The 17303-nt window shown below is 60.1% G+C and carries 17 protein-coding genes; 8 read left to right on the forward strand and 9 right to left on the reverse strand.

Annotated elements, in window-relative coordinates:
* Window positions 1-34: 34 nt before the first annotated feature.
* Window positions 35-1036 carry an LLM class flavin-dependent oxidoreductase gene (locus KVH01_RS04860; protein WP_217880644.1) on the forward strand — a complete coding sequence of 334 codons (1002 nt, stop codon included), beginning with the start codon at window positions 35-37 and terminating at the stop codon, window positions 1034-1036.
* 148 nt (window positions 1037-1184) lie between these two features.
* Here KVH01_RS04860 and KVH01_RS04865 read toward each other — a convergent pair whose 3' ends face one another.
* Window positions 1185-1409 carry a DUF1161 domain-containing protein gene (locus KVH01_RS04865; RefSeq protein ID WP_217880645.1) on the reverse strand — a complete coding sequence of 75 codons (225 nt, stop codon included), beginning with the start codon at window positions 1407-1409 and terminating at the stop codon, window positions 1185-1187.
* 115 nt (window positions 1410-1524) lie between these two features.
* Window positions 1525-1740: a dodecin gene (locus KVH01_RS04870; RefSeq protein WP_005783406.1), complete on the reverse strand. Its 216-nt coding sequence runs from the start codon at window positions 1738-1740 to the stop codon at window positions 1525-1527.
* Window positions 1741-1897: 157 nt separating this feature from the next.
* On the opposite strand from KVH01_RS04870, the gene KVH01_RS04875 reads away from it, so the two are divergent.
* Window positions 1898-2224 (forward strand): DUF883 family protein, encoded by a 327-nt coding sequence (locus KVH01_RS04875; RefSeq protein ID WP_003170746.1) that lies wholly within the window; start codon window positions 1898-1900, stop codon window positions 2222-2224.
* Between the two features lie 8 nt (window positions 2225-2232).
* On the opposite strand, the gene KVH01_RS04880 is transcribed toward KVH01_RS04875, so the two are convergent.
* Window positions 2233-3129 carry a LysR family transcriptional regulator gene (locus KVH01_RS04880; protein WP_217880646.1) on the reverse strand — a complete coding sequence of 299 codons (897 nt, stop codon included), beginning with the start codon at window positions 3127-3129 and terminating at the stop codon, window positions 2233-2235.
* A gap of 109 nt (window positions 3130-3238) precedes the next feature.
* Here KVH01_RS04880 and trpB point away from each other — a divergent pair, with 109 nt between their 5' ends.
* The 3 genes from trpB to KVH01_RS04895 all read left to right on the forward strand — a co-directional run bounded on the left by trpB (window position 3239) and on the right by KVH01_RS04895 (window position 7126).
* Entirely contained in the window at window positions 3239-4465 is a 1227-nt protein-coding gene (trpB, locus tag KVH01_RS04885; RefSeq protein WP_217880647.1) for a tryptophan synthase subunit beta, read from the forward strand.
* Complete coding sequence (gene trpA, locus KVH01_RS04890) at window positions 4466-5275, forward strand: tryptophan synthase subunit alpha (protein WP_043048279.1); 810 nt, start codon at window positions 4466-4468, stop codon at window positions 5273-5275.
* 192 nt (window positions 5276-5467) lie between these two features.
* Window positions 5468-7126, forward strand: coding sequence for an FAD-dependent oxidoreductase (locus tag KVH01_RS04895; protein ID WP_217880648.1), 1659 nt, complete (start codon window positions 5468-5470; stop codon window positions 7124-7126).
* A gap of 35 nt (window positions 7127-7161) precedes the next feature.
* Here the strand turns inward: KVH01_RS04895 and KVH01_RS04900 are convergent, their stop codons facing one another.
* The 6 genes from KVH01_RS04900 to KVH01_RS04925 all read right to left on the reverse strand — a co-directional run bounded on the left by KVH01_RS04900 (window position 7162) and on the right by KVH01_RS04925 (window position 12922).
* The gene (locus KVH01_RS04900; protein WP_217880649.1) at window positions 7162-8466 is read right to left on the reverse strand and encodes an MFS transporter; all 1305 of its coding nucleotides are present in this window, start codon (window positions 8464-8466) and stop codon (window positions 7162-7164) included.
* A 193-nt stretch (window positions 8467-8659) separates the two neighbouring features.
* On the reverse strand, window positions 8660-9808 hold the full coding sequence (gene dgoD, locus KVH01_RS04905; RefSeq protein WP_217880650.1) for a galactonate dehydratase: 1149 nt from the start codon (window positions 9806-9808) through the stop codon (window positions 8660-8662).
* 48 nt (window positions 9809-9856) lie between these two features.
* Window positions 9857-10477 (reverse strand): 2-dehydro-3-deoxy-6-phosphogalactonate aldolase, encoded by a 621-nt coding sequence (locus KVH01_RS04910; RefSeq protein WP_217880651.1) that lies wholly within the window; start codon window positions 10475-10477, stop codon window positions 9857-9859.
* A gap of 1 nt (window position 10478) precedes the next feature.
* Window positions 10479-11438 carry a 2-dehydro-3-deoxygalactonokinase gene (locus KVH01_RS04915; RefSeq protein WP_217880652.1) on the reverse strand — a complete coding sequence of 320 codons (960 nt, stop codon included), beginning with the start codon at window positions 11436-11438 and terminating at the stop codon, window positions 10479-10481.
* Between the two features lie 176 nt (window positions 11439-11614).
* Complete coding sequence (locus KVH01_RS04920) at window positions 11615-11941, reverse strand: DOPA 4,5-dioxygenase family protein (protein ID WP_043048273.1); 327 nt, start codon at window positions 11939-11941, stop codon at window positions 11615-11617.
* Between the two features lie 30 nt (window positions 11942-11971).
* Entirely contained in the window at window positions 11972-12922 is a 951-nt protein-coding gene (locus KVH01_RS04925; protein WP_217880653.1) for a choline sulfate utilization transcriptional regulator, read from the reverse strand.
* A gap of 103 nt (window positions 12923-13025) precedes the next feature.
* On the opposite strand from KVH01_RS04925, the gene betC reads away from it, so the two are divergent.
* From betC to KVH01_RS04940, 3 genes are all read left to right on the forward strand, one after another.
* Window positions 13026-14540, forward strand: coding sequence for a choline-sulfatase (betC, locus tag KVH01_RS04930; protein WP_217880654.1), 1515 nt, complete (start codon window positions 13026-13028; stop codon window positions 14538-14540).
* 18 nt (window positions 14541-14558) lie between these two features.
* Window positions 14559-15479: a choline ABC transporter substrate-binding protein gene (choX, locus tag KVH01_RS04935; protein WP_217880655.1), complete on the forward strand. Its 921-nt coding sequence runs from the start codon at window positions 14559-14561 to the stop codon at window positions 15477-15479.
* A 160-nt stretch (window positions 15480-15639) separates the two neighbouring features.
* Window positions 15640-17208 (forward strand): SulP family inorganic anion transporter, encoded by a 1569-nt coding sequence (locus tag KVH01_RS04940; protein ID WP_217880656.1) that lies wholly within the window; start codon window positions 15640-15642, stop codon window positions 17206-17208.
* The last annotated feature ends 95 nt before the right edge of the window (window positions 17209-17303 follow it).

A 17303-nucleotide genomic window follows, 5' to 3' on the forward strand; every position in this document is an offset into this window, starting at 1 on the left:
AAAGCCTGTGCGCCCCAATTGGAGAAGCAGGCTTATGAAATCGCTGTCTGACGTAAAATTCTCGACCCTCGACCTGGTGCCCGTGCGGGCAGACGGTAATCCGGCGCAGTCGCTGCGCAACTCCCTGGACCTGGCCCAGCACGTGGAAAAGTTCGGCTATCACCGTTTCTGGGTAGCTGAGCACCACAATATGGACGGCATCGCCAGCTCGGCCACCTCGGTACTGCTCGGCTACCTGGCCGGCGGCACCTCGACCATTCGCGTGGGTTCCGGCGGCGTCATGCTGCCTAACCATGCGCCGCTGGTGATCGCCGAGCAGTTCGGCACCCTGGAAAGCCTCTACCCAGGCCGTATTGACCTGGGCCTGGGCCGTGCGCCCGGCTCCGACCAGATGACCGCCCGCGCCCTGCGCCGTGAACGCTCAGGCAGTGCCGATGATTTCCCCGAGGATGTGGCCGAATTGATGGCCTACCTGGGCCCACGTACGCCCGATCAACGGGTGATCGCCGTACCGGGCACCGGCACCAACGTGCCGGTGTGGCTGCTGGGTTCAAGCCTATTCAGCGCGCAATTGGCCGGTGAGCGGGGTTTGCCCTACGCTTTCGCCTCTCATTTCGCACCACGCTTGATGCATGAGGCAATTCGCGTGTACCGCAATCACTTCAAGCCGTCGGCAGTGTTGGACAAGCCCTACGTGATGCTCGGCATTCCGCTGGTGGCGGCGGATACCGATGAACAGGCCGATTACCTGGCCACCTCGGTGTACCAGCGCATCCTCGCGCTGATGCGCGGCCAGAGCCTGGTGCAACGCCCACCGGTGAACAGCATGGACGGCCTGTGGCTGCCCCATGAAAAAGACGCGGTCGGCAGTTTCCTTGGTTTGGCCATGGTGGGCGGCCCGGCGAAGATCCGCGCCAAGCTGGAGGTGTTGATCGAGCAGACCGGCGCCGATGAGCTGATCTTCACCAGCGACCTGTACGAGCACGCCGACCGAATTCATTCCTATGAGCTGTTGGCGCAGGTGATGAAAGGCTGAACCCAGGCGAAAAAACGACGCACCTGTGGCGAGGGAGCTTGCTGCCGCTGGGCTGCGTAGCGGCCCCAAGAAAAGGGGAGCGCTGCGTACTCCAGCGGCAGCAAGTTCCCTCGCCACAGGTGCGTCGTTTTATGTCTGCAACACGGGATTAACCGCGTTTGTAGACGATTTGCTTGGTATCACCTTCGCAGGTGCCGACCACTTCAGCGTCAGTCGAAGCGCCTTTATCCACTACTTCCAGCGAATAACCCGAAGCGCCCTTGGCGTCGATTTTCGCTGCAATTTCGCTTTTCAGCTCTTCACAAGGCTTGCCCGCCGCCAGGGCCGTGCCCGCAATGCTCAACAAACCTACCGCCAACAGAAACTTCTTCATCCGTTACTTTCCTTGCGCTGATCGAAAGAGCGTGCCGACGCTCATCGCGTCGGCACCAGTTGTTTGTAGCGCAGGTTATGGCAATCGGCCAGCGGTCAAAGTTCAACTCAGCCGATCAACTACTGGCAATTCGGAATCCCACCTTAAGCGTGACTTGGAAATGCGCGGCCTTGCCATCCTTGATGTGGCCGCGGGTTTCGGTCACCTCAAACCACTCCAGGTGCTTGATGCTTTTATTGGCCTCGGCCAGGGCATTGTTGATCGCGTCTTCGATGCTGGTAGTGGAAGAGCCCACCAATTCGACTTTCTTGTAGGTGTGATGATCACTCATGGCATTTCTCCTAGGGGTCGTTAATCAAGACTAGCAGTGAATACTCGTACTGCTTCTGGCGACCGTTGAGAGGTGAAAGTTCAGAATTACTGCACTTTCTGAAACCGCCGCAGTCGGTATCTACACACGCCACTCAATCACTTCAGGAGATGTTCACATGGCCAACACTTCTTTACGCAAAGCGTCGCTGGAAAGCATGGAAGCCGAGATCTCGAGCCTGCTCAAGTCCCTTGAGAGCCTCAAGGATGATGCATCCGATGAGTCGCGCAAAACGCTGAAGGCCCTGAAAAGCAATGCCGAGAACGCCCTCAAGCACTCTCGTCATCTGATCAGCGATGCCTATGAAGAAAGCAAAGTCAAAATTCGCGAAACTGGTGTTGCCACCCGGGACTACGCACAAGAGCATCCATGGACCACCGCCGGCGTCGCCGTTGGCGCGCTGGGTCTGCTGGCGGCCTACCTTCTGTGCAAGCGCGGCGACTGATTTACCGGCTATAGCGGTTGGCGCATCAGCTCGGCCTTGAGCCATTGCGTCAACTGCGCGGCGCGCCCGTCTGCGGCGCGCTTGGGTAGCCACAACGCCAGGTGCGCCGGGGTTTCGCTGAAACCCCACGGCGCCACCAGGCGACCCGCACGCAGGTCCTCTGCCACCAGCGGTTCTGGCGCAATCGCCACTCCCAATCCTGCAACTGCCGCTTCCAGCAAATAATACAAATGCTCAAATCCCTGGCCGAGTTTCAACGCGCCCGGCTCAATGCCGTGTTGACGCGCCCAACTGGGCCAGGCTTGGGGCCGTGAGGTGGTGTGCAGCAGCGCTTCATCAGCCAAGGCCGATGCCGGTGCCAGGCGCAACTGTTCATAACCGTCAAAACGCGGGCTCATGACCGGACCGATGCGTTCGCTGGCCAGTTCATACACCTGCATATCCGCCGGCCAGGGCGGCTCGGCAAATACCAGCAGCGCGTCCAACCCGGGGCGACGAGGGTCAAGGTCACCTTCGCCAGCAGACAGGTGCAAGCGCAAGTCCGGCAAATCCGCATTCAAGCGCCCCAGGCGCGGAATAAACCAACGCGCCAGCAAACTGCCCGAACAACCGAGTACGAAAGGCGCATCGGCGCTGCTCTGGGTGAGCTCAGCGCACACATCCCGCAAACGCTCGAACGCCTCGGCGCTGGCATCTCGCAGCCTTACGCCCGCATCTGTGAGTTTAAGGCCTCGCCCTTCCTTGACGAGCAGGCTTACACCCAACTGTTCTTCAAGCACTTTCAACTGGCGGCTCACCGCACCATGTGTCACATGCAATTGCTCGGCGGCCTGGCTGACGCTGTTGAGGCGGGCAGTGGCTTCAAATGCGCGTAAGGCGTTGAGGGGTGGAAGGTCGCGGCTCATCTGTGAGTTTTCCTGACAGGTTGCGGCGATCTTATCGGTTTTCAGGCTACAGCGTCAGGGGTAGAGTGGGCCTCATTGCTTCTCACACACATTTTTCCTGGAGCGTCCCATGACTCAGTCCCAGACCGATCTACGCAACGGCCCTGACGCCAACGGCCTGTTTGGTGGGTTCGGTGGCCGCTACGTCGCTGAAACCTTGATGCCGTTGATTCTCGACCTGGCCCGTGAATACGAAGCGGCCAAGATTGATCCGGCGTTCAACGAAGAACTGGCCTACTTCCAGCGCGACTACGTCGGACGCCCCAGCCCGCTGTACTTCGCCGAACGCCTGACCGAGTTCTGTGGCGGCGCCAAGATCTACCTCAAGCGCGAAGAGCTGAACCACACCGGCGCGCACAAGATCAACAATTGCATCGGCCAGATTTTGCTGGCCCGGCGCATGGGCAAGAAACGCATCATCGCCGAGACCGGCGCCGGCATGCACGGCGTGGCCACCGCCACTGTCGCTGCACGCTTTGGCCTGCAATGTGTGATCTACATGGGCACCACCGACATCGAGCGCCAGCAGGCCAACGTGTTCCGCATGAAACTGCTGGGCGCCGAAGTGATCCCGGTGGTCGCCGGCACCGGTACTCTGAAAGATGCGATGAACGAAGCCCTGCGTGATTGGGTAACCAACGTCGACAGCACCTTCTACCTGATCGGCACCGTGGCTGGCCCACACCCTTACCCGGCGATGGTGCGCGACTTCCAGGCCGTGATCGGCAAGGAAACCCGTACCCAGTTGCAAACCCAGGAAGGCCGCCTGCCGGACAGCCTGGTGGCATGCATCGGCGGCGGTTCCAACGCCATGGGCCTGTTCCACCCGTTCCTGGATGACACCAGCGTCGAGATCATCGGTGTTGAAGCCGCAGGCCATGGCATCGAAACCGGCAAGCACGCCGCCAGCCTCAATGGGGGCGTACCGGGCGTGCTGCACGGCAACCGTACCTTCCTGCTGCAGGACGACGACGGCCAGATCATCGACGCCCACTCGATTTCCGCCGGCCTCGACTACCCCGGCATCGGCCCTGAGCACGCCTGGTTGCATGATATCGGTCGCGTCCAGTACACCTCGGTGACTGACGACGAAGCCTTGGACGCTTTTCACAAATGCTGCCGTCTCGAAGGGATTATTCCTGCTCTGGAAAGCGCCCACGCCCTGGCAGAAGTATTCAAGCGCGCACCGACCTTGCCGAAGGATCACCTGATGGTGGTCAACCTGTCCGGCCGTGGCGACAAAGACATGCAGACCGTGATGCACCACATGGAACAGTCTCAGCAGGAGAAACACTAAATGAGCCGCCTGCAAACCCGCTTCGCGCAACTCAAGGAACAAAACCGCGCTGCCCTGGTGACTTTCGTCACCGCCGGCGACCCGGGTTATGACACCTCACTGGCGATCCTCAAGGGCCTGCCGGCAGCCGGCGCTGATGTGATCGAGCTGGGCATGCCCTTCACTGACCCGATGGCTGACGGCCCGGCTATTCAATTGGCCAATATCCGTGCGCTGACCGCCAAGCAGAACCTGGTGAAAACCCTGCAAATGGTCCGCGAGTTTCGCCAGGACAACAACGATACCCCACTGGTGTTGATGGGCTACTTCAACCCGATCCATAAATACGGCGTGCCACAATTCATTGCCGATGCCAAGGCAGCTGGCGTCGACGGCCTGATCGTGGTCGACATGCCGCCTGAGCATAACGGCGAACTGTGCGACCCGGCCCAAGCCGCAGGCATCGATTTTATCCGCCTGACCACCCCGACCACCGATGACGTACGCCTGCCCACCGTACTCAACGGCAGCTCCGGCTTTGTGTATTACGTGTCGGTCGCCGGTGTGACCGGTGCCGGTGCCGCCACCCTGGAGCACGTCGAAGAAGCCGTGACCCGCCTGCGTCGCCATACCGACCTGCCGATCAGCATCGGCTTTGGTATACGCACGCCGGACCAGGCAGCAGCCATTGCGCGCCTGGCCGACGGTGTAGTGGTGGGTTCAGCGCTGATCGACCATATCGCCAACGCCGAAAACGACCAGCAAGCCATTGATGGCGTGTTGAGCCTGTGCGCGGCGCTGTCGGAAGGTGTGCGTAACGCTCGCAAGTAAATGTAATCCCTCCATCTGAACGGCTTCCGGCTGATCAGCTAGGCTTCAAGGGAGGCGGGCATGTCGCCCGCCTCCTTTTAACGCGCTTCGTGCCCTTTGCCGTCTAACCACCCTCGCAGGCCACGCAGTCCTTGCCCCCGGTCGTTAAGTTAGCCGCATCAGAAGTCATCTTTGTCTCTTCAGGAGTACATCATGGCATTTGATCTCGTCACCCCTTCAGACCGCCGTCATTCAACATTGCAGAAAGGTTTCAACCTGCGCTGGCCACTCGGCAACGTGCAGGGCCAGTCCTCGCCCAATGGCGCCAACCTGATCTACCTCTGCCACAGCCCGCAAGACATCATAGACGCCGCCGCGCAGGCATTGGCTCAACCCAACGGGCGCATCACCGTGCGCAGCGGGGGCCATTGCTACGAAGGTTTTGTCGCCAACAAGATGCCCGACAGCCCCGATGAGGTGCTGTCGATCCTGGATATCAGTGCGCTGAACCGAGTGGTCTACGACGCTGCCGGGCAAATCGGTTCCGATCTGGACCCCGATGCAACTGAACGCTATAGCTTTCGCCTCGAAGCCGGTGCGCAAAACTGGGATGTCTACGTAGCGTTATACAAACTGGCCAACAAGACCCTGCCAGGGGGGTCGTGCTATTCGGTGGGTCTGGGCGGGCACATTTGCGGGGGCGGCTATGGGCTGCTGTCGCGCAAATATGGATTGGTGTGTGATTGGCTCAGCGGTGTGGATATCCTGGTGCCCGATATCGAAGGCAAAGCTCTCGAAAAGCAGCACGTTTCAAGAAACAGCGCCAGCCAGGACGAACTGGACCTGTTCGCAGCGTGCTGCGGTGCCGGTGGCGGACAGTTCGGCATCATCACCAGCTATTACTTCAAAGACCTGCCTGCGGCACCGAAGGAAGTGCTGTGGCTGGTGCTGGAATGGGACTGGTCAGTACTGACCAAACCCGCACTCGACAACCTGCTGGCCGCCTATCAGTCATGGTTCGCCGGCAATCAAGGCAACCCGGACACCTGGGGGCTGGCGACCAAGCTTGAGATGCGCCACCGACACACGGGCAACGTTACCTTAGGCATTCACTATGTGGACAAGGATGGCGAACTGAACGACCGGGCGCCCTTCGATGACTTAGTCAGCAGGATGCTCACAGCCATTGGCCTTCCCGCTACAGAGTCGCTGGTGCCGTTTCATGTCATCCATCTGCCGCCCGGCAGCGCCACCGGACGCACCATCGACTCAGTCTCAGCCGCGAAGGCAGCCGAGCAGCGCCTGGATTGGCTGGTGTGCCAACAGACGTTGAATGGCTCAGGGGACAACCAGCGGGGGCGCTATAAGTCGGCTTACCAAAAGGGTTCATTCACCCCTCAGGTACTGGACGCCATCTGGACCACATTGAACTGGCCTGACCCAGACAAGCACCTGACACAAAGCCTTATCCAGATTCAGTCTTTCGGTGGCCAGATCAATGCCGTCAGCGCGCCAGTGCGCAGGGAATCCTCAGCCGCGCAGCGCTCTTCCTACCTCAAGTGGCAGCCACAATGTTATTGGCGCGATGCCAGCGCCGCTTCGGACCACGCCCACGCCAGCTGGATCCGAGGGCTGTACCTCAACGCGTTTGCCGATGATCAGGGCGTACCGATCAACAATGAATTCGAAGGTTGCTACATCAACTACCCTGACCTCGACATGACGTACGTGGGTGGCAATCCGCCCAACGGCAAAAACCCCCAATGGTACCGAATCTTCTTCCCCGACCTGATCATCGAAAGCCGATTAAGGCGTACCAAGCAGCGCTGGGACCCACACCATATTTTTCGTAACGAGATGTCGGTGCCGTAGCTCGAAAAAAAGGGCGACCCTAAGGTCGCCCGCTTTTACAGCTCGATCCGCTCGACTTTACCTACGAGCAATATGTAGGAAAGCGCACCAAGCAATGCCAGTACCGCAATATAGGTAATCGCCGGCGCAAACGAATCGCCGCTGGCCAGAAAACCAATCACGATAGGCGTGGCAATCGCTGCCAGGTTACCGATGAAGTTGAACACCCCACCGGTCAGCCCCAGCAACCGGGCAGGCGCCAGGGTCGACACCAATGACCAGGTGATCGATGCAAGGCCATTGCCGAAAAACGCCACCGCCAGGAACGCGATGACCCACGCCGTGGAGTCCACGTAGTTGGCGCCGATGATCGCCGTAGAGATCAGCAGGCCGCTGATGATCGGCAGCTTGCGCGCGAAGCCCACCGAGGCGCCACGGCGAATCAGCCAATCGGAAAATACCCCCGAACACAGCACGCCCACAAACGCGGCCAGGAACGGCAATGATGCCAACAAGCCTGACTGGATGAAGTCCATGCCGCGATACTTCACCAGGTACGTCGGGAACCAGGTCAAGAAGAACCACAGCGTAGAGTTCAGACAGAACTGGCCCAGGTAGATGCCCCAGAGTTTGCGCTTGCTCAGCACGATACCCAGGTCGACCCAACTGAAGGGCGCCTTGACGGTTTGTGCCTGCATGTCCACCAGGCCGCCGCCATCACGGATCAACTGGATTTCAGCCGCATTGGCGCCCTTGAAATCCTTCGGCTCACGGTACACCGCGTACCAGATCGCGGCCCACAGGATACCGACGCCACCGGTAACGACAAACACCATGTGCCAGCCATAATGATGTTGCAGCCAGGCCAGGACCGGCGTAAGGAACGCCAGGCCAACGAATTGCCCGGAGGTGTAGACGCCAATCGCGGTCGCGCGCTCGCGCTCAGGGAACCAGGTGGTGACCACACGGCTGTTGATCGGATAGGCCGGTGCTTCCAATGCGCCCACCGCCATGCGCAACACGAAGAGCGCGATAAAGCTGGCGGCGAAACCGAGCATAACGGTGGCGATCGACCACAGCAGCAGGGCGACCGTATAGAGAATACGCGGCGGCACACGATCTACCAGCCAGCCGCCGGGGATTTGCATGGCCGCGTAAGTCCAGCCGAACGCCGAAAAAATCAGCCCGACCTGCACCGGGTCGATGCCCAGGTCGCTGGTCAGCGCCGGGGCGGCAATCGACAGGTTGCTACGGTCGAGGTAGTTGATCACCACCGTAATGAACAGCAGCACCATGATGAAGTAGCGCTTTCTGCTGGGCGTCACTAAAGAAGCCTGCCCAGTAAGGGATTCAGGGTGCATGGGTTGCCTCTTCTTATGTTTATTGAGGATTGGGCTTACTGAAGGAACCGGATCAAATGTGGGAGGCTGCTTGCCCCCCGATGGCTGAGTGTCAGTCGACATCTTCGGTGGCGGATTCACCGCTATCGGGGGCAAGTCGAATCGTCGCACCGCCCCTCCCACATTTTTGAACCGCAGTTGCGTCAGTCAGAAATCACCACTCGGCAAAGCTGCCATCGGCATGACGCCAGATCGGATTGCGCCAGCGATGGCCAATAGCCGCGCGCTCAACCACATATTCCTCGTTGATCTCGATGCCCAGGCCCGGCCCGTTCGGAATCTTCACAAAGCCCTGGTCATAGTCGAATACCCCCGGGTCACGCACATAATCGAGCAGATCATTGCTCTCATTGTAGTGAATACCCAGGCTCTGCTCCTGAATAAACGCGTTATAGCAAACCGCATCCAACTGCAGGCACGCCGCCAGCGCGATGGGCCCCAGCGGGCAGTGCAGGGCCAAGGCCACGTCGTAGGCTTCGGCCATGTTGGCGATCTTGCGGGTTTCGGTAATACCGCCTGCGTGGGAGGCATCCGGCTGGATGATGTCGACATAGCCTTCGCTGAGCACGCGCTTGAAATCCCAACGCGAGAACAGGCGCTCACCCAAGGCAATCGGTGTACTGGTCAGCGGTGCCAGTTCTTTCAACGCCTCGTAGTTTTCGCTGAGCACCGGCTCTTCGATGAACATCAGCTTGTACGGGTCGAGTTCTTTCATCAGAACCTTGGCCATGGGCTTGTGCACGCGGCCATGGAAGTCGACGCCGATCCCTACGTTAGGGCCTACCGCATCACGCACGGCCGCGACGTTGGCCAGGGCCAGGTCGACTTTTTCAAAACTGTCGACAAACTGCAACTCTTCGGTACCGTTCATCTTCACCGCAGTAAAGCCACGGGCCACGGCATCTTTAGCGGCGCGGGCGGTGTCGGCGGGACGGTCACCGCCGATCCAGGAGTACACGCGGATCTTGTCGCGCACCTGGCCGCCCAGCAGATCGCTGACCGACACCCCTAGGGCCTTGCCCTTGATATCCCACAGCGCCTGGTCGATGCCGGCGAGGGCACTCATGTGCACGGCTCCGCCACGGTAGAAACCGCCGCGATAGAGCACGGTCCAGATGTCTTCGATATTGCGTGGGTCTTTTCCGATCAGGTAGTCGGACAGTTCTTCGACGGCAGCCGCGACGGTGTGAGCACGGCCTTCGACCACAGGCTCACCCCAGCCAGTCACACCCTGGTCGGTTTCGACCTTGAGGAAGCACCAGCGCGGCGGGACGATAAAGGTCGTCAGTTTGGTGATTTTCATCTCTTGTCTCTCTTATAGATGCAGCGCCTGTAGGCGCGGAACTTGATATCAGCTCAGGGCTTTCCAGGCGGCGACATAAGCCTGGGCATGGCTCGCGACCTGATCCACTGTCATTCCCGGCTTGAACAGCCCGGAACCCAACCCGAACCCCTTGGCGCCGGCGTCGATGAACACCTGCATGCTGTCCGGGGTAATGCCGCCCACCGGCAGCAACAAGGTGCCCGCCGGCAGTACCGCCAGCCATGCCTTGATCACTGCCGGGCCGACTTGCTCGGCCGGGAACAGCTTCAATACATCAGCGCCTTCGGCCAGTGCAGCAAAAGCTTCTGTGGGAGTGGCCACGCCGGGCGACAAGTACAAGCCCGCCGCCTTGGCGGCACGCAAGACTTTGGCATCGCTATGGGGCATGACGATCACCTGGCCACCCGCAGCCTTGACCTGCTCGACCTGTTCCGGCGTCAACACCGTGCCGGCGCCGATCAGGCAATCGGCGGGCAGGCTGTCACGCAGGGTGCGGATGCTGGTGTACGGGTCGGGCGAATTGAGCGGGACTTCGATCACACGAAAACCCGCGGCGTATAGCACCTTACCGATAGCCTGGGCTTCATCCGGACGTATGCCGCGCAGGATTGCGATCAAACCGTTTTGCGCGAGTGCTTGCTTGAGCATGTCAGGCCTCCGTTACAGGTTGAATGAGCCCAGCCGCCACGGCCAATTGCCACAGGCCGCGTTCGGTGGCTTCCTGCGCCAGGCTCACATGGGCAAAACCGCAAAGGGCGAGGGCGCGTTGATAGCGGACGCAGAGGGGTGCCGCGCCCACCAGGATGATGGGTTTATGTTTGGCGCTGTCTGGCAAGCCGGCGAGTTCGTGGCCGATCAGCAGGCCGGACAGGTAGTCGGGCTGCTGCTCGGGCGCCAGTTCAGCAGTCAGCCCCAGGGTGCGGGCACTGAACAGCGTCGACAGCACGCCACGCTCGCCGTCTTTCGAAAGCGCCACCTGCACACCGCGATCGAACGCCTCGGCCTGGAATTGCTCGCACGGTTGCTGGGTGCGGCCCAGGATGCTGTGCTTGCTCAATACCGCAAACAGTTCGCCGGTCATGAAAGTGTCGAAATGGGTAATGCGACCTTCGACCACCTCGACCCATTTGGAATGGCTGCCAGGCAACCCAATCAGCACCTGGGCCCCAAGGCCTTGCAGCACGCCGAGCACTTGGGTTTCTTCGCCGCGCATCACATTGGGCAGGCCAACCTGTTCGATTACCCCCGGCACGATATGCACATCCATCCCGCGCAAGCTACGCACGCAGTGCAGCGCCTGGCCGAGGCTGGCGACGTCCACAGGGGTACTGCGATAAGCCGCCTCGCTCCAACCCTGGGCGCTGCCGACCATGCCGCAGGCGATCACCGGCAGGCCCGGTTGGGCCTCTAGCCAATCGCCGCAGGCGGTATCGAACGCCAACTCAAAACCGTCAGTACAGTCAACGCCGGCGATCTTCCGGGGTTCGCTGGGCAAATGCATGATGCCCAAGGCCAGCGAGCGTTGTTCCAGCACCACGCCTGCGGAGCCGAGTTTGTAAGCACGAAGGGAGCTGGTCCCCCAATCGAGCGCGATCAATTGCGCCTGCATCGCTTCACCTGAAATGAGTGGGTGCTGAAAAAAGCAGATGGGCGAATATAAACCTACGGCAAGGAACATCTCAATATATAAATATCAATCCCATATAATGAGACAAGACAAGATAAGTCCTACAGCTCTCCCGGATTTTCGCGACGGAGACGCAAGGCTTTATCTGATAAGGAAGGTTAAAAAACCGACAAATTCAATTCGCGCATGGCCCCCATCCAGACCGCGTAGTCGGTGTGATCCTTCAAGTCATCGCCGGTTTCAGGGTGCAGGAACACCACCAAACCATTGCGATGCAGCGCCAGCCACGGCAATACCACGCCGATGTATTCCGGCTCGAACGCCAGCTGGCAGCTCCAATCCGGATGCGGGCCCACCGGCTTCTCGTGCACACGGCCCATGCGCAGGGGAAACAGCCTGGCCGCGTCTTCACATAGGGTACGGGCCTGTTCGATAGTGCTGGCATCGAAGTAGATGTGGGCGTGGTAGCCCTTGATACGTTGCATGACGGACTCCGGATCCAATATGCGCCGATCCTAGACCGCAATCGATGGCAGGGCCAGCCCGGTCAACGACTGCGCACTGCTGGCCTGTTCAGCGACCAGCCACTCGACAAAGCGCTCGACCAACTGCCCACGGCGTTTGCGCTGGGGTTGCACCACGTAATAGCCGAAACGCGAGGTCACGGTGTCGCTGATCGGTCGACACAGCCAGTTTTGCTCCAGCAGGTTATCCACCAGGTGGCGCCAGCCGATGGCAACACCCTGGCCGGCAATCGCGGCCTGGATCAGCAAGGTGTAGTTGTCGAAACGCAATTGGCCAGGGGTCGGCGCGGCCGTGATACCCAGTTCACGGAACACCCCGTTCCAGTCGAACCACCGGCTGTTATTTTCCTGGCGCAGGTGCAGCAACGGGCAGTCTTGCAAGGCCTGCACGGTCAGCGGTGCTGCCTGGTCCTTGAGCCATTGCGGACTGCACACCGGAAACACTTCCTCGTTGAACAACCACAGGCTGTCGCCCTGCTTGAAGCGGCCATCGCCAAACAGTACCGCCACATCGATATCGCTGCGCAGGGTGGCGTGGTTGCGCTCACTGGTCACCAGGCTGACATCCACCTGCGGGTTGGCCTGGTGGAAACGGTGCAGGCGCGGCATCAGCCAATAGGCGGCGAAGGCGAAGTCGGTGGCCACTTGCAGCACTTCGTGCTGGTCTTGTTGGGAGATGGCGACGAGGCCCTGGTTGACGCTCTGCAAGCCGCTTTGCACATGCTCGAACAGCAGCGCGCCGGCGTCGGTCAGTTCGATACCGCGATAAATGCGGTCAAACAGGCGGATTGCCAATTGCTCTTCAAGACGCTTGATCTGCTGACTGACGGCCGGTTGAGTAGTGCCCAGCTCCATCGCGGCGGCGGTGAAACTACGATGCCGCGCTGCCGCTTCAAAGGCACGCAGCAGGTCGAGAGAGAGGTTACCCAGCGCTTTATACATAAGCTCAACTTATCCTAGACATTGCTTGGCATGGGCTTTACCCCATGTTTCATAGGCCGCATGCTCATTCGCATAAACACCGCCTATGGAACGCCGAGAAACCATGAAGCGCAAGAACATTCTTTTCATCATGGCCGATCAAATGGCCGCACCCATGCTGCCGTTCTACGGGCCGTCCCCGATCAAGTTGCCCAACCTCAGTCGCCTCGCCGCCCAAGGCGTGGTATTCGACGCCGCTTACTGCAACAGCCCGTTGTGCGCACCGTCGCGCTTCACCCTGGTCAGCGGCCAGTTACCGAGCAAGATAGGCGCCTACGACAACGCCGCCGATTTCCCCGCCGATGTGCCGACCTATGCCCACTACCTGCGGCGCCTCGGCTACCGCACCGCGCTGTCGGGAAAGATGCACTTCTGCGGCCCCGACCAATTGCACGGCTACGAAGAGCGCCTGACCAGCGACATCTATCCTGCCGACTATGGCTGGGCAGTGAACTGGGATGAACCGGACGTACGTCCCACCTGGTACCACAACATGTCCTCAGTGCTGCAAGCCGGCCCGTGCGTGCGCACCAACCAGCTGGATTTCGACGAAGAGGTGGTGTTCAAGGCCCAGCAGTACCTGTTCGATCATATTCGCGAGGACGGCGACCAGCCGTTCTGCCTGACCGTGTCGATGACCCACCCCCACGACCCCTACACCATTCCCAAGCCGTTCTGGGATCTGTACGACGACGCCGACATCCCTTTGCCTGCAACGCCGGCGCAAGGAGATTTGGATCCACACTCCCAGCGGCTGCTCAAGGTCTATGACTTGTGGGACAAACCGCTGCCTGTGGACAAGATCCGCGATGCGCGCCGCGCCTACTTCGGGGCGTGCAGCTACATCGACAGTAATGTCGGCAAACTCCTGCAAACCCTGGAAGACACCGGCCTGGCCGACGACACGCTCATCATCTTCTCCGGCGACCACGGCGATATGCTCGGCGAACGCGGCCTCTGGTACAAAATGCACTGGTTCGAGATGGCCGCCCGCGTACCGCTGCTGATCAGTGCGCCGGGGCAGTTCGCCGCTGGCCGCGTCACTCAGGCCGTGTCCACCGCTGACCTGTTGCCGACCCTGGTAGAACTGGCCGGCGGCGAACTGGACCCGCGCCTGCCACTGGACGGCCGTTCGCTGGTCCCACACTTGCAGGGGCAAGGCGGGCACGACGAAGTGTTTGGCGAATACATGGCCGAAGGCACTATCAGCCCGTTGATGATGATCCGCCGGGGCGCCTACAAATTCATCTACAGCGAAGACGATCCTTGTCTACTGTTCGATGTGCACAACGACCCGCACGAGCGGGAGAACCTCAGCGAGTCACCGGAACACCGGGTGTTGTTCGAAGCGTTTTTGCGTGAAGCGCGGGCTAAATGGGACATCCCGGCGATCCACCAGCAGGTGCTCGCCAGCCAACGCCGTCGCCGCCTGGTGTTCGAGGCGCTGACCCAAGGCAAGCTGAAGAGCTGGGACCACCAGCCACTGGTGGACGCCAGTCAGCAGTACATGCGCAACCATATCGACCTCGACGATCTGGAGCGCAAGGCACGTTATCCACAACCCTGCCAAAACCAATAAATAAACAGAGGGAAGGCCATGCAAAAGTTGACTGTGGTGCTAAGCGTAGCGGTACTCGCCTTAAGCAGCGCCCATGTGTACGCGGACGCCCGTTGTGAAACGGTAAAAATGGCCGATCCGGGCTGGAGCGATATTGCCGCCACCAACGCCATCACGGGTTTCCTGCTGACGGGCATGGGCTACAAGCCCAAGGTCGACACCCTGGCGGTGCCGATTATCTTTGGCGGGCTCAAGGACGGCCAGGTGGACGCGTTCATGGGCAACTGGATGCCCGCGCAGCAGGGCTTCTATGACAAGTTCGTGGCCAACGGCGATGTGGTGCAACTGGCGAAAAACCTCGACGGCACCGAGTTCACCCTCGCCGTGCCGGATTACGTATGGGACGCCGGGGTGCATGAGTTTTCCGACCTGAACAAGTTTGCCGACAAATTCGACAAGAAGATCTACGGCATCGGCTCTGGCGCGCCAGCGAATATCTCGCTGCAGGAGATCATCAAGAAAAATGACTTTGATCTCGGCCAGTGGAAGCTGATCGAGTCCAGCGAACAGGCAATGCTTGCCGAAGTCTCGCGGGCGGTGAAGAGACAGCGTTTCGTCACTTTCCTCGGTTGGACTCCACACCCGATGAACGTGCAGTTGAAAATGCGTTACCTCAAGGGCGGCGAGAAATACTTTGGCGACACCGGCAGCGTGTATACCTTGACCCGCAAGGGTTACGCGCAGGCCTGCCCGAATGTGGGAAAACTGCTGACCAACCTGAGTTTTACCCAAGAGATGGAAAACAGCATCATGGCTGAAGTGGCCAATAACAAGGTCAGCAATGCCGAGGCGGCGAAAGCGTGGATCAAGGCCAACCCGGCGGTGCTGGACAAGTGGCTCGACGGCGTGAAAACCATCGATGGCCAGGAGGCATTACCGGCGGTAAAAGCCACACTCTAAGAGGCGCCGCGATCCAAATGTGGGAGGGGGCTTGCCCCCGATGACGGCCTATCAGCTATGAATGTATGGGCTGAAACACCGCTATCGGGAGCAAGCCCCCTCCCACAGGGAGCCGGTGTGTACTGATACCCTGAGTCAAACCTTTTCAGCCGAGTTATAAATGCCCCGGCCCAACCGCCATACCCTCTTCCCCTTCCTCAGTTGGCTCCCGCGTCAAACCCGCGCCAGCATCGGTAGGGATGCCATCGTCGGCCTCAGTGGCGCCGTGCTTGCCTTGCCGCAGTCGGTTGCCTACGCGCTGATCGCCGGCCTGCCACCGGAATACGGGCTCTACGCTGCAATCATCCCGGTGTTGATCGCCTGTCTGTGGGGCTCTTCCTGGCACCTGATTTGCGGGCCTACGGCAGCCATTTCCATTGTGCTTTACGCCAGCATCAGCCCCTTGGCCGTGCCGGGCTCCCAGGACTACATCACGCTGATCCTGTTACTGACCTTGCTCGCCGGGGTATTCCAGTGGCTGCTTGGCTTGCTGCGCTTCGGCGCACTGGTGAATTTTGTATCCCATTCGGTGGTGCTGGGTTTCACCCTGGGCGCGGCCGTGGTCATCGCCCTGGGGCAGTTGCCCAACCTGATGGGGCTGGATTTGCCGAGCCAGGCCACAGCCATCAATAGCTTGCTGGCACTGATCGACCATGGCGCAGAATGGGACCACGCCTCCCTCGCCCTGGGGCTTGGCACTTTACTGGCCGGTGCATTGCTCAAGTATCTGGTGCCACGCTGGCCAACGCTGCTCATCGCCCTGACCCTGGGCAGCCTTGCGGTATGGCTGTGGCCGACAATGTTCGGGCATGTGGCGCTGGTCAGTGCGTTTATCGGCAAGCTGCCGCCGTTCAGCCCGTTGCCGATGGACCTGGACCTGGTCTTGCGCTTGCTGCCCAGCGCCGTAGCGGTAGGGATGCTGGGGTTGGTGACCAGCCTGTCGATTGCCCGCTCACTGTCAGCCCGCTCGCAACAGTTGCTCGACGCCAACCAGGAAGTGCGCGCCCAGGGTTTATCCAACATCGTCGGCGGATTTTTCTCCGGTTACCTGTCGGCGGGCTCCTTCACCCGCTCGGGCCTCAGCTACGAGGCGGGCGCCTGCTCGCCGTTGGCGGGGGTGTTTTCGGCACTGTGGGTGGCGTTATTCGCGTTATTTGGCGCGGCTTTAATCGCGCATATTCCAATCCCAAGCATGGCCGCGAGCATCCTGCTGATTTGCTGGGGCCTGATAGACCACCGGGCCATTCGAGCATTATTCCGAGTCAGTCGCGCCGAATTCGTGGTGATGAGCCTGACGTGTGTCGCCACTTTACTGCTGGAACTGCAAACGGCCATTTATGCCGGGGTGCTGGCGTCGCTGTTTTTCTACCTCAAGCGCACCTCGCAGCCACGGGTTCAGCAATGGCGCGACGGTGAGGAGGATGTGTTGCGAGTGGGCGGCTCGATCTTTTTTGGTGCCAGCCATTACCTGCAAGTGCGACTGCAAAGCTTGCAGGGCGAGCGAGTGGTGATCGAGGCGCAGCAGATCAATTTTATCGACTATTCCGGGGTGGAGATGCTGCATCAGGAGGCGCGACGGTTGGCGGGGTTGGGACGCAGCTTGACCTTGCGTCGGGCCAGGCCGCAGGTCGTTGAAGAACTGAAAAAATTGGAAGGTGCCGATAACTGCCCCATCCATTTCGAAGACTGAACATGATCAAACTGTGGGAGGGGGCTTGCTCCCGATTGCGGCCTGTCAGCTACCAAAATGTGACTGACACACCGCTATCGGGAGCAAGCCCCCTC

It is taken from the genome of Pseudomonas khavaziana (assembly GCF_019145205.1).
In the GTDB taxonomy this organism is placed as follows: Bacteria; Pseudomonadota; Gammaproteobacteria; order Pseudomonadales; family Pseudomonadaceae; genus Aquipseudomonas; species Aquipseudomonas khavaziana.